12 protein-coding genes are annotated in these 13012 nt (G+C 62.8%); 7 read left to right on the top strand and 5 right to left on the bottom strand.

The window, feature by feature from the left end:
• Positions 1-18: 18 nt before the first annotated feature.
• Entirely contained in the window at positions 19-882 is an 864-nt protein-coding gene (locus AB0N24_RS15445) for a PaaX family transcriptional regulator C-terminal domain-containing protein (RefSeq protein WP_364125893.1), read from the bottom strand.
• A 79-nt stretch (positions 883-961) separates the two neighbouring features.
• Positions 962-1102: a hypothetical protein gene (locus tag AB0N24_RS15440; protein ID WP_364125890.1), complete on the bottom strand. Its 141-nt coding sequence runs from the start codon at positions 1100-1102 to the stop codon at positions 962-964.
• Between the two features lie 194 nt (positions 1103-1296).
• Here AB0N24_RS15440 and AB0N24_RS15435 point away from each other — a divergent pair, with 194 nt between their 5' ends.
• A complete protein-coding gene (locus tag AB0N24_RS15435) occupies positions 1297-1722 on the top strand; it encodes a thioesterase family protein (protein ID WP_364125887.1) in 426 nt (141 codons plus the stop codon).
• Between the two features lie 153 nt (positions 1723-1875).
• Here AB0N24_RS15435 and AB0N24_RS15430 read toward each other — a convergent pair whose 3' ends face one another.
• Complete coding sequence (locus tag AB0N24_RS15430) at positions 1876-2274, bottom strand: RidA family protein (RefSeq protein WP_364125884.1); 399 nt, start codon at positions 2272-2274, stop codon at positions 1876-1878.
• A gap of 160 nt (positions 2275-2434) precedes the next feature.
• Here AB0N24_RS15430 and AB0N24_RS15425 point away from each other — a divergent pair, with 160 nt between their 5' ends.
• The 6 genes from AB0N24_RS15425 (at position 2435) to AB0N24_RS15400 (ending at position 10035) form a co-directional block, all read left to right on the top strand.
• Entirely contained in the window at positions 2435-3340 is a 906-nt protein-coding gene (locus AB0N24_RS15425; RefSeq protein WP_364125882.1) for a fumarylacetoacetate hydrolase family protein, read from the top strand.
• A 5-nt stretch (positions 3341-3345) separates the two neighbouring features.
• Entirely contained in the window at positions 3346-3825 is a 480-nt protein-coding gene (locus tag AB0N24_RS15420) for a cupin domain-containing protein (protein ID WP_364125879.1), read from the top strand.
• Positions 3826-3829: 4 nt separating this feature from the next.
• Positions 3830-4747 carry an acyl-CoA thioesterase domain-containing protein gene (locus AB0N24_RS15415; protein ID WP_364125877.1) on the top strand — a complete coding sequence of 306 codons (918 nt, stop codon included), beginning with the start codon at positions 3830-3832 and terminating at the stop codon, positions 4745-4747.
• A 31-nt stretch (positions 4748-4778) separates the two neighbouring features.
• Positions 4779-6440: an AMP-binding protein gene (locus AB0N24_RS15410; protein ID WP_364125874.1), complete on the top strand. Its 1662-nt coding sequence runs from the start codon at positions 4779-4781 to the stop codon at positions 6438-6440.
• A gap of 13 nt (positions 6441-6453) precedes the next feature.
• A complete protein-coding gene (locus AB0N24_RS15405) occupies positions 6454-8847 on the top strand; it encodes a bifunctional salicylyl-CoA 5-hydroxylase/oxidoreductase (RefSeq protein WP_364125872.1) in 2394 nt (797 codons plus the stop codon).
• A gap of 174 nt (positions 8848-9021) precedes the next feature.
• Positions 9022-10035: a 2-oxoglutarate and iron-dependent oxygenase domain-containing protein gene (locus AB0N24_RS15400; protein WP_364125870.1), complete on the top strand. Its 1014-nt coding sequence runs from the start codon at positions 9022-9024 to the stop codon at positions 10033-10035.
• 179 nt (positions 10036-10214) lie between these two features.
• Here the strand turns inward: AB0N24_RS15400 and AB0N24_RS15395 are convergent, their stop codons facing one another.
• Together AB0N24_RS15395 and AB0N24_RS15390 are read right to left on the bottom strand one after the other, a co-directional pair.
• Positions 10215-11663, bottom strand: a complete 1449-nt coding sequence (locus AB0N24_RS15395) for an SLC13 family permease (RefSeq protein ID WP_364125868.1) — start codon at positions 11661-11663, stop codon at positions 10215-10217.
• 12 nt (positions 11664-11675) lie between these two features.
• Entirely contained in the window at positions 11676-12794 is a 1119-nt protein-coding gene (locus AB0N24_RS15390; RefSeq protein ID WP_364125865.1) for a PrpF domain-containing protein, read from the bottom strand.
• Positions 12795-13012 lie beyond the last annotated feature (218 nt).

The following is a 13012-nucleotide window of genomic DNA, read 5'->3' as shown; positions in this document are numbered from 1 at the left end:
ACAGCCGGGCTGCACGTACTAACTCGCTCCGACGACGGACAACGCGTAGCGCTGGGCCTTCGGGCCAAGCAGCTCGTGCAGCCTTGTGAAGAGCTCCTGGGCGGCAAGTCCGTGCCACTTATCGGGCAGGAACTCCTCGGGAAGGCCCGGGTCCATGTAGGGCAACCGGCGCCATTCGGTGACCATGGGGACGTAGTCGGCGAAGGCCTGCTTCAGCAGCTCGGGGGAGTCGGAGTCCTCGCCTTCAAGCTGCAGCCACCGGCGCAGGACAGGTTCGTGCCGCTCCAGGAAGTCCGTGTACAGCGCCTCCAGCGAGGGCAGGTCCCACCACTGCCCTACCTTCTCGTGGATATGGCCCTCTGTCAGGTGGGTTGCCTTGAACAGGTCGACATAGTCCATGAGCCCGGCCCGCCGAAGCTGCTGATCCACCTCATCCGCCAGATGGCCCGGAGCAATCCACAATCCCGGAGATACCTGACCGCAACCGACACGGGTCAGGATGGTTCGCAGCTTGTGCCGGAGGTGCCGTTGCGCCTCGGGGACCGAAAAGGATGCCAGGAGCCAAGCGTCGTCCTTTTTGGCCCTGCTGGGAGAAAAAATGCGTTCATCGCCGGCTCTGAAAACATCTTCGAGCTCGGGGGACAGCCGGTAGGCTGCCAGGCCGCCACGTTTCAGGCTCTCCAGGACTCCGCGCTTCTTTAGCCGCGACACTGAAGACCGCACGCCGGCCGACTCGACTCCCAAGTCGCTCAACAGCTGTATCAGGTCGGCAACAGCAAAAGTTCCGTCCTGGGTGCGGGCATATAGACCGTAGATGGTCACGATCAGGTGTTGATGGCGCGGCATCGGGGCAACGTCGGGGACGGCATCGGCCTTGGCCATACAGTTCTACCTCTAATAGTTCGGGATTCAGTTACAGTCTTAGGCTACCTCGGCAGGCCTTTGGCAAGCTGAACCTCGTCTAAATGAACGTCAGGCCCGCCCATGGAGTGGTCACGGGTGTGGTGCCCCCGAATACGGCTTTGAACTCTTCCTCGAGCACGATCCTCATGGACAGTTCGTGTGCAGTTTCCTTGTTCTCTTCAAAGCGTGAATCAGACATCGTCGTCTCCTTGTGAAGTGCATATGGGACGGAGCACTCGATGTCTCCGCCCATGCATGCAGGATGCACTCAGTATATGCCGTTCTGGTGACGGTCGTAAAGACTTCGCGATAACTCATTATGTTCGAACGATTGCGATCGTCAAAATTGGTATATCCTGAGTCTCGGAACCGAAAGGAGCCCCTGTGGATGCCATGTCCCGAGCGAATCCCCGTGCCAGTATCGAGCGCACGGTGGAGTGGGTGGATACCGATGCGTCCGGCCACCAGCACAACTCGGCAGTGATGCGTTGGGTTGAATCCGCCGAGGCCGAGCTCTTCCTGCGCACGCTCCAGCTGCCTGATTACTTTCCGAGCGTGCCCCGCATCCACCAGGAGATCCACTTCAAGTCCAAGCTTTGGTTCGGCCAGGGGATTACCGCAACGGTCGGCATCTCCAAGCTGGGCAGGACCTCCATGACCTATGCCTTTGAAGTCCACGGTCATCCGCACGGCCAATGGCCTGGCGGCCTGGCTGCCTTCGGGGCGGTGACAGTGGCCCACGTTCCACCCGGGTTCCAGAAGGCACAACCCTGGCCTGCCGCCGTCGTGGATGCGGTTGCCTCTGCGGGAGTGGAGTAGCGGGGGTCCCCGCCCGGTGGTGCCGGATTTGCGGCACAGAAAAGGAACCTCCGGCAAAGCCGCCGGCCCGATTGGAGCCGAGGGTTTCGTCGGAGGTTCCTGTCCAGATTTGGGGAGCTCCCCGCCTTTGGAGTCCCTAACGTCCGGCTGACGTCAGCGGTCCCCGACGACGGCAATTCCCTGGATCTCAATCATGGCTTCCTTCTGCCACAGGCGGGTTACTCCGATTCCGGCCATTGCCGGGTATTCCGAGCCTGCCATTTCGCGCCAGATCCGTCCGATTTCCTTCCCGTGCGCCATGTAGTCATCCACGTCGGTCAGGTAGATGGTGACGCTGACCAGGTCTTCGGGATGACCACCGGCTGCCGTCAGGGTGGTCAGCACGTTCGAGAATGCCTGCCTGAACTGTTCCACAATGCCGCCCGGGACGATCTGCATGTCGCGGTCCAGCGCGGTCTGGCCCCCAAGGTAGACCGCGTTTCCGGCAAGGACGCCGTGGGCGTAACCGGACGGCTTGGGCAGTGCTTCGGGGTTGATGGTCGTCTTGCTCATGGTTGTTCCTCCTGAAAGTCAGTGGTGGATCCTGCTAGCGAAAAAGACCCTTGTTTGAATCCTTTCCGTCGTGCTACCTTGAGCATATGTGACGATCGTAAAAAAGTCGACATATCAAAATTCTCAAACAAGTCAGCACAGATCGAAGGGAATCAGACGGATGAAACTGGCCACACTCCGCACCAGCGGGGACGGTACAACGGCGGTCATCGGCCTGGGCGCCGATGCGTTTCTGCCGCTGCCCTACCGGAACGTTGGAGCACTCCTGGCCGATCCGAACTGGCGGGCTAACGTTGAGGCCACGGTTGAGCGATCGGGCGCTGGCCGGGCGGTGTTCGACGCCGGCAGCGCTGTGTTTGCGCCGTTGGTACCCGAAGCCGGCAAGGTCATCTGCTGCGGTTTGAACTACGGTGACCACATTCAGGAGATGGGCCGGAATCTTCCCGAGTACCCGACCCTCTTCGCGAAGCATGCGGACACTCTCACCGGCGCTACGGACACGATCAAAATCCTGGGAAGCGAGAAAGTCGACTGGGAAGCCGAACTGGCGGTCGTCGTCGGAAGCGCCCTCTTTCAGGCGAGCGAAGAGCAGGCACAGAAGGCGATCGCCGGATACACCGTGGCCAACGATGTGTCCATGCGCGACTGGCAGAACCGCACACTGCAGTGGTTCCAAGGAAAGGCCTTCGATGCCACAACTCCGGTTGGGCCGGTCCTGGTCACACCCGAGGACGAGGACGTCACCGGAGACTTTGAGGTCCGCGGCTACGTGAACGGCGAGCTGGTACAGGCAGGGAACACCAGAACGCTGGTCTTCAGTCCTGCGCGCCTGCTGTCCTATATCTCACAGTTCACCATCCTCCGCCCGGGGGACCTCGTCCTCACGGGCACACCCGGGGGAGTGGGCATGGGAATGATCCCCCCGCGCTTCCTGGAGGACGGAGACGTCCTGAGAACAGAAATTCCTGGCATCGGACGCCTGGAGAATACGATCCGGATCCATCAAAACGAGGGCGCTGCCGCCAAGCGCACGCCCGTTATCGCAACCACCGCTATCAAGGAGTGAAGACCATGACCACCACCACCGAGTACCTGACCGAGGGCGACAATTCGATTTACGCCGGCCCTGACGGCAAGGTCGTCCCCGTTGTCACCCGGGCCGGGCAGGAAGATACCAACACCGCGCAGTCCGGCGATTGCATCCGCGTGTCCGGCGTCTCCATCCAGCACACACCGGCCACGAAGATCTGGTTCGGACAGGTTTCCAACGTCCCCGGTTACCGTTCCCTGCCTCACCACCACGGCGAAGCCGAGACCGGCGGTTACGTATTGCGTGGCCACGGACGCATTTACTACGGCGAAAACTTCTCCGAATACCAGGACATGAAGGCAGGTGACTGGGTCTTCGTCCCTCCGTTCATGCCGCATGTGGAGGCCAACATGTCCGTTACAGAGGAACTGGTTTGGCTCACCACCCGTACGCCGGAGAACATCGTGGTCAATCTTGAAGACGTTGCTGATGACATCCTCGACGGATACCGGCGGGCATAGCGCCATGAATGCCACAACGCCGGCCAAGACGCTGAGCTCAGCCACGTTTCTCCGTGCTGTGGAGTTGACCCCGGTTCCGGCACAGGTGCATCAGGAAGCCTACGAGGCTGTCACCCAGTTCGTTCCCTGGCCCAAAGCCTATGGCGGAGACATGGTGGCACAGTCGGCGGCAGCCATGATGCGCTCGGTGGAAAATGATCGGGCGCTGCATTCAATGCACAGCTACTTCATGCGTCCCGTGGATGTCGGGGCGACCGTGCGGTACGAGGTGGAGCACCTGCGCGATGGCCGCGGCTACTCCACGCGGAGCGTACGTGGCTACCAGAACGGTAAGACCGTCTTTGTGGCCATGGGATCCTTCCAGGTCCCCGAAGAAGGGTCCGACTACCAGGCCGCCGTTCCCGCGGAACCGGCTGCCACCACACTCGATCCGGAATCGCTGCGCAGCGCAGCCGAGGTTCTGGCCGGCGTCGATAGCCCTGCCGCGGAGTACTGGTCCACCGGGCGAAGCTTCGACATGCGCCACGTCCCGGGCCCCGTCTACGTGGAGGTCGAGGGCGGCCGCGAGGCCCACCAGGCCATCTGGGTGAAGGCTTTCGATGCTCTGCCAGACCTCGGAGACCGGCGAATGAACGCCAACCTGCACCGTGCAGCCCTGGCTTATGTCTGTGACTACACCATCCTGGAACCACTCCTCCGGGCCCAGGGCCTGCACTGGTCCTCTCCCGGCCTGACCACGGCCAGCCTGGACCACTCCATGTGGTTCCACCGCGATGGACACCTGGATGAATGGGTGCTGTACGCACAGAAGGCCATTTCCGGGCAGAGCAACCGGGGGATGGCTCTCGGGCATTTCTTTAACCGGGACGGCCGTCTGCTGGCCACTGTCGCCCAAGAGGGCATGATCCGTCCCGGATCCTAATCCGACATCAGAAGCAAGAACCTTAGAAGGAGTGGCCATGACGACATCGGCCCATGTGGATACATTTACGCGGGACCACCTGCCGCCGGCCTCGACCTGGCCGGCACTGGAGTTCACCCTCCCCGAGCTTCAATACCCCGAGCAGCTGAACGCGGCGACCGTTCTCATCGATGACGCCGTAGCGCAATTCGGTGGCGACCGTCCGGCCCTCCTGACGCCGGACGGCACAGCATGGAGCTACGCTGAATTGCAGCTCCGCGCCAACCAGGCCGCCCAGGTATTCACCGAGGACTTCGGCGTGATGCCGGGCAACCGGGTCATGCTGCGCGGCCCGAACAACCCGTGGCTCGTCGCTGCCTGGCTGGGCGTGCTTAAGGCGGGCGCGGTGGTTGTCACCACCATGCCGATGCTGCGGGCAGCTGAGGTGGCGACACTTATCCGGCTCACACGACCGGTCCTGGCAGTCTCGGACTGCCGTTTCATGGACGACCTTACCTCAGCAGCCGAACGTGAGCCCGTGACTGTCCTGGCATACGGTGGCACGGACCAGGCAGACTTCGTCCAGCGGTGCGCCGCCAAGAGCGGAAGCTTCACGAATGTCGAAACCGCGGCAGACGACGTCGCCATTCTGGGCGCGACGTCGGGAACTACCGGCGACCCGAAGGTCACCATGCACTTCCACCGGGACATCCTCGCGATCGCCGACACTTTTGGCCGCCACATCCTGCAGCCAACCCCGGACGACGTGTTTGCCGGGTCTCCGCCAATCGCGTTCACTTTCGGACTCGGCGGCCTGGTGGTGTTTCCTCTGCGGTTTGGCGCCTCCGCGCTGCTGACGGAGCGGGCGGCGCCCGTAGAACTTGCGGAAAACGCGGCTGACGCCGGGGCTTCCATCCTGTTCACTGCGCCTACCGCATACCGCGCCATTCTGAAGGCCGGCCGCGGAGAATTACTTAGCCGCCTGCGCATCGCCGTGTCCGCGGGCGAACATCTCCCCAAGGAAACCTGGCAGGCCGTTTATGATGCCACCGCCGTCCGGCTCATCAACGGCATCGGCGCCACTGAAATGCTTCACGTATTCATCTCCGCACGCGGCGAGGACAGCCGTCCTGGAGCTACCGGCAAAGCCGTCCCCGGATACCGGGCGGCTATCCTCGACGACAACGGCGTCGAGCTGGGCCCTAACCAGCCCGGCAGGCTAGCGGTGGTCGGCCCCACCGGATGCCGCTACCTGGATGACCCGCGGCAGTCCAACTACGTCTGGAATGGCTGGAACGTCACTGGTGACACGTTCGTCCGGGACGAGGACGGCTACTTCGTCTACCAGTCACGTTCGGACGACATGATCGTCTCCTCCGGGTACAACATCGGCGCACCGGAAGTGGAGGCGGCCATCAACGAGCATCCGGACGTTCTGGAGAATGCGGTAGTCGGCCGCGCTGACCCGGAGCGCGGAAGCGTTGTCTGCGCGTTCGTAGTGTTGCGGGAAGGCGTGGAGGCAGATGCGGCCAAGCGCAAGGAAATCCAGGACTTCGTCAAGCTCACGATCGCCCCGTACAAGTACCCGCGCGATATCCGCTTCGTCGAGGAACTGCCCCGCAATCCCAGCGGCAAGCTGCAGCATTTCCGGCTGCGGCAGTACCTCGAAAGCGAAAACAACCACCTGGCCGACGCGGCCGCAACCCAAGCCTAGAAGGGACCGATCCATGAAGATCGCAATCGTCGGAGGCGGCCCCGGGGGCCTGTACTTCGCAGCACTGATGAAGCAGCTTGACGCTTCCCACGACATCACGCTCTGGGAGCGCAATGCAGCCACGGACACATTTGGCTTCGGCGTGGTGTTCTCCGACGAGACGCTGGGCGGCATCGGAAACGCCGACCCTGTGGTCGCCGAATATATGAGCCGCCGCTTCGCACGCTGGTCGGACATCGACATCCACTTCGGCGGGGAGACCCTGACCGTGGGCGGCCAGGGATTCGCCGCGATGAGCCGCAAGGAACTGCTGGAACTCCTGCAGCGCCGGTGCCTGGAACTTGGAGTGGACGTGCGGTTCAGCACGCTCGCCCCGCCCATCCAGGAGCTCGAGGCCGACTACGACCTGGTGCTGGCTTCCGATGGCGTCAATTCGCAGATCCGCGCCACGTACGCCGACTCTTTCCGCCCCAACCTCGACCCGCGACCGAACAAGTTCATGTGGCTGGGCACCGACCTCGTTTTCGAAGCGTTCAAGTTCTTCGTCAAGGAAACCGAGCACGGCGTCATGCAGATTCACGGATACCCGTACTCAGATGAGGGATCGACCTTCATTGTTGAAATGTCCCCTGATGTGTGGGAGGCGGCCGCCTTTGACGAGACTGCCGGCGAGGTGTTCCCGCCCGGGGCCTCCGATGAAAAAGCCATTGAGAAGATCCGGCGCATCTTCACAGAAGAGCTGCAGGGCCACGAAGTGCTGGCCAACAACTCCAAGTGGCTGAATTTCACCACTGTGCGGAACAGCAGCTGGCGCCACGGCAACATCGTCCTGCTCGGCGACGCCGCGCACACCGCCCACTTCTCCATCGGTTCGGGCACCAAACTCGCCATGGAAGACGCGCTGGCCCTGGCAGCCTGCCTCCATGAACACCGGGAGCTCGAGCCCGCTCTGTCCGCCTACGAGCTGGAGCGGCGACCTGTGGTTGAATCCACTCAACGAGCCGCACAGGCCTCGCTGGAATGGTTTGAACGGATCAGCCAGTACAAAGACCAGGAGCCCACCCAGTTCGCGTTCAACCTGCTCACCCGTTCCCGCCGGATCACCCAGGAAAACCTGCGCCTCCGCGACCCGGAATTCGCCGAAGCCGTGGACCGCAATTTTGCCGAACTGCAGGGCCTGCCCACGGTTGCCCCGGCCATGTTCCAGCCGTACAGCATCGGCGGGCTGGAACTGAAGAACCGGATTGTGGTCTCTCCGATGGACATGTACTCCGCCACGGACGGGATCCCCGGGGACTTCCATATGGTGCACCTCGGATCCAAGGCACTGGGCGGTGCCGGACTCGTGATGACGGAGATGGTCTGCGTCTCCGCCGAAGGCCGCATCACTCCCGGCTGCTCCGGTCTCTACACGGACAGCCAACGGGACAGCTGGAAGTCCATCGTGGACTTTGTCCATACTCGGTCCACGGCGAAAATCGGTGTGCAGTTGGGCCACTCCGGGCGGAAGGGATCCACCCGCCTGATGTGGGAGGGCATCGATGAGCCCCTGGAAACCGGGAACTGGGAGCCAGTCGGGCCGTCCGCCCTGCCCTACGGGCCGGAAAACCAGGTCCCCCGCGCCATTGATCGGGCCGAAATGAACCGCGTCAAGGCTGATTTCGTGGAATCTGCCCGCCGCGCGGCCGACGCCGGCTTCGATCTGCTCGAGGTTCACGCGGCGCACGGCTACCTCCTCTCATCGTTCCTCTCTCCGATCTCCAACCGCCGGACGGACGAGTATGGAGGCAGCCTCGAGAACAGACTGCGCTTCCCGATCGAGGTCTTTGACGCGGTCCGGAATGTCTGGCCCGCGCACAAGCCGATGACCGTGCGTATTTCGGCGACCGACTGGATCGAAGGCGGCAACAGTTCAGATGACTCGATTGCAATCGCCAAGGCCTTCATTGACCATGGCGCGGCCGGCATCGACGTCTCCACCGGGCAGATCGCCAAGGAGGAGAAGCCGGCCTTCGGCCGCAGCTACCAGACTCCGTTCGCCGACCGCATCCGTCAGGAAGTCGCCGAGCCCGCAGGCGTAGCCGTTATCGCGGTCGGGGCCATTTCCACCTACGACGACGTCAATTCCGTCCTGCTTGCAGGCCGGGCCGACCTCGTGGCACTTGGGCGCACGCACTTGTACGACCCGCAGTGGACGCTGCACGCGGCCGCCGAGCAGGAGTACCGGGGCCCCGGATCAGAGTGGATTCCGCAGTTCAGGGCCGGCCGCCGGAAACCGCCAAGCAGCCGTACGGACGCAGTTCGTCCGAGGCTTTCCCTGTTGAGGGAACTCGATTCGGAGGAGACCACCTCACACCTGCGTTGGACACCTGCAGCCTTGACTCCGGAAGGGGCGCTGACTCCCTGACCTCTCGGGCTACCGACTGTTGTTCCTAAATGGGGAAGCCCGTCAGCAATGTGCCGACGGGCTTCTTCGGTTGTGGTCTTACGCCACGTTCATACCCGGCGTAGTTGCCCGGCCGTATCATGAAAGCAGACACATGCGCCGGCTTGCCAAGTTCGCTGAAAAGGACTGGAGACGTTGCCACTCGAAACATTGCCCGTAGTCGACTTCTCCCGATTGAACGCGGGCGCGGAGGAGGCTTCCCGGTTTCATGACGAACTGCGCAACGCCATGCATGAGGTCGGGTTCCTGTACCTGGCTGGCCATGGCGTCCCACAGGGGCTCACGGACGCAATGCTGGACGTGTCCCGCCGCTTCTTCGAATTGCCCGAAGGGCAGAAGCTCGCGATCGAGAATGTCCACAGCCCGCAGTTCCGTGGCTACACCCGTGTCGGCGGGGAACTTACGGACGGTGCAGTGGACTGGCGCGAGCAGATCGACATCGGCGTAGAGCGGCAGGCGGTGGCGCAGGGCCCGGGCGTCGCGGACTATTGGCGCCTCGAGGGGCCCAACCTGTGGCCGGAGGCGCTGCCCGAAATGCGGGATATTGTCGCCGAGTGGACGGAGCGGCTGAGCACGATCTCATTGACTCTCCTGCGTGCGCTGGCCGTGTCCCTCGGCGCGCCCGAGGACACCTTCGATGAGGCATTCGCCGCACGGGCTTTCCCCATGCTCAAGGTTGTACGGTACCCGGGGTCATCGCACGAGGAACCCAAGCAGGGTGTCGGCTCCCATCGGGACGGCGGGGTGCTGACACTCCTCCTGGTGGAGCCCGGCAAGGGCGGCCTCCAGGTCGAGTACCAGGGCACCTGGATTGATGCACCTCAGGTACCCGGAACCTTCGTGGTCAACATCGGCGAGATGCTCGAGCTAGCCACGAACGGCTATCTGAAGGCGACCTTGCACCGCGTGGTCTCGCCGCCGCGCGGCACCGACAGGATCTCTCTTCCGTTCTTCTACAACCCGGCACTGGACGCGAGGATGCCCCAGCTCGCGGTGAGCCCTGAGTTCCAAACCAAGGCGCGCGGCCTGTCAGCTGACCCGACGAACAGCCCGATTCTGGAAACCTACGGGGATAACGCCCTTCGCTACCGGCTACGGGCCCACCCGAACGTAGCCGCGGTGCACCACGCGGACCTGTTGCAACGCTGAGTGCGCGGCCCTTTCCCTCGTTTTGCTGGCGGGCCGGGCTCATGGACTATGACCGGGGATGGTTGTGGGAGGAGGCAGGGTGACCTGGTGGTCACCCTGCCTCCTGTGCATGCTGCGCAGTTCTCGCGCCCGGCTTTCGGGCTACCTGTTGCGATGGAGTGCGGGAACGGCAGCACGCGTCACATGATGCCGGTGGGTACCAGCAAGGCCCATGCCAGCGCCGGGGCCACCAGAACCACTCCGCCGGCGTACATCATCAGTTGCTTGTAGACGCGTTGGCGGTCATTCTCCCGGGCGTTGGCTACAACGAGGGCACCGTCGGTGGAGAAGGGAGAGACGTCCACCACTGTCGCGGCGATGGCGAGTGCAGCGACAGTTCCCGAAGCGCTCAGCGAACTGGACGCCAAGAGAGGACCGGCCAGGGGGATGAATGCGGTCAGCAATGCCGTGGAGGAGGCAAAGGCTGAGCCGACGCCAATCACGTAACAGAGCACCAGTGCGATCAGCAGGGGCGCACCCAGGGCGAGGGCTTGCTCAGCAAGGGTGTCGATGACGCCGACGTGCTGGAGGAGCGAGACATAGGTGATCATGCCGGCCACCAGCAGGACGGTAGACCAGGAGATACCGCCGATGAAGGTCCGGTGTTCTTTGATGTTGATCAGTGCCAGCAGAAGGCCGGCGGAGAGGGCGACGAAGCCGATGGGCATATGGAAGCCAAGGGTGCAGATAAGCATCGCAGCGATCAGCACCAGCGTGAGGATTTGCTGGCCGTGAGGACGCGTGGTGCGGGGCGCGTCAGCGTCGACATGCTGGGCACCCTCGCCGTCCCGCAGTTTGCCTAAGAGGGCAAACAGTGCGACGGTCAGGGCCGAAAGGATGAGATTGAGGGCGAAGCTGGAGGCAAAGAGTCCGCCTTGAGAGATCGGGAAGCCATTTTTCAGCGCGATGTCGTGTACCAGCACGCCGGCAACGGACAACGGGGAAAATCCGCCCGCATGGGCCCCGTTGATGATGAACGCACCCATGAGTACGGGGTGGATGCGCGACTCGTAGGCGAAGCCGATGGCAGCGGGCGCCAGAAGTGCGACGGCCGCGGGGGAGAAGGTGCCCAATGAAGTGAGTGCGGCAGCCATAAGAAAGAAGACCCATGGGAGCAGCATTGTCTTGCCCCTGACGAGGCGCACACAGGTCTGCACGATGATGTCGATGGTGCCGTTCCGCTGGGCCATGCTGAAGAAGTAGGTGACTCCGATGATCGTCAGAACGATGCTGGCGGGGAAGTCCGCGAGTATCTCCTTGTCGCTCATTCCGAGCATGAAGTACCCGACGCCGAACGATGCGACCAGGCCCATCACGCCGATGTTCAGCGGCCATTTCGTGGCGACGACGAACATCACGACGAGGATGACCAGCGGGATGATCTGTGTAGCGGTCATGGTCGGCTCCGATTCCGAGGTGGCCGCCGGGTTGAAAATGGCACCCCCGAACACGAGGGCTACCAGACCCAGGATCGCGATCGCGACTACCGTTATCAGCAGGATACGGCGGCGACGGGCTGGACGCTTAGGACTGTCTTCCCGGATTTCGCTCTCTGCCTCGGGAGCAGGTTGGTAAATACTCTTAGTCATGATCAAGGCTCCTCATTGAGTGGCTGATGCTAGTGAGGCTTCGACGGCGCTGCCGAGGGCCTCGGGGAGGTGGATGATAGTGGTGGCAATGGTGCGGGCCGTTCGGTCGACACCGACCAGCAGGGACCCGTCGCGCTCTTCGCTCCAGGTTTCGATCACTCCTGCGGGAGTGCGTAGTCTCAGGGTGGCCGGCGGCGTGTCGCCTGTGATGCTGTTGAGCACGGTGCCCGGGGTCCGTGCGGCGAGAGTCAGGGCGATGCTGCCGGTGATGGCCAGGGCCGGGTGGGGCTTGCCCATCGAGAGCATCATGACGTTGACGTCGCTGGCCGGGTCCGACTGGGTGGGGGAGGCGATGATTGCGAGCTTGGGGATGGCGCGGGCAGCTTCGCCGATCGTTGGTGCCAGCCCCATCCGCACGGCAGCTTGTCGACGGATGTGCTCCAGGGTTTCCAGCTGTAGCTCCACCCCGGCGACCCAGCTGTCGTACCGGGTTGGGTCCAGGCCAAGCTCCTCAGCGCGGACGATCACTACCGGCGCTCCGGCGTCGACCATTGATACCGTCCAGCGCGTTCCGCCGGCGGTTATTGTGTCGGTTGCGGCACCGGTGGGCAGCAGTTTTCCAGTGGTCTTGCCGGCTGGATCCTGAAAGCCGAGACCGACAAGGTAGCCGGGGAACGCAACCCCGGGCATCTGAGCGTCCGGAATGATGGGCAGAGCCCCTGCGGGAGTGGCGACCCGCTGGACGATGATCTGGCCGGTGTTTGTGTTGCGGGTGACGATGCGGGTGTTGTCCCCGTGGGGGATCACCCAGCCCTTTTCGATCGCGTACAGGCCGACAACCGCGGAGCAGTTGCCGCAGTTGCTGCCCCAGTCCACCGCTGCCTCTTCGATGCCGACCTGGGCGAAGGTGAATTCGACGTCAACATCGTCGTCGGCGGCCCGGCGTAGGATCATGGCCTTGCTGGTTGTCGAAGTTGCCCCGCCGACACCGTCAATCTGCCTGGGGTCCGGGCTTCCGAACAGCCGGGGCAGCAACTCGTCCAGGCTGGTACGGGCTTCGTCCAGGTGCTCCGTTTCGAAGACCCAGCACTTGCTGGTGCCTCCGCGCATCCATTCAGCTTCAATTTTCATCGTGTTTCCCTACATCTCCTAGTTGCCGCGCATACGTTCAGGGCCTGCTAATAGAATGAGCCGGATCACAAATGAAGACAATGTTCAATAATTTATGGGGGATGTAGGGATACTTAAGCCAGCGCGAGGACAGGCTTTCACATTCGTCGCTGCGGGGCATCTTCGCGACAATGTCACAAAATCAGCCGCTTGATGGCGCACGATTGCATAGAATAAAC

The sequence above is a fragment of the Arthrobacter sp. NPDC093128 genome, from assembly GCF_040683875.1.
Lineage (GTDB): Bacteria > Actinomycetota > Actinomycetes > Actinomycetales > Micrococcaceae > Arthrobacter.
Note: the sequence above shows the minus strand (reverse complement) of the source record. Positions and strands in the feature narration are given on the sequence as shown.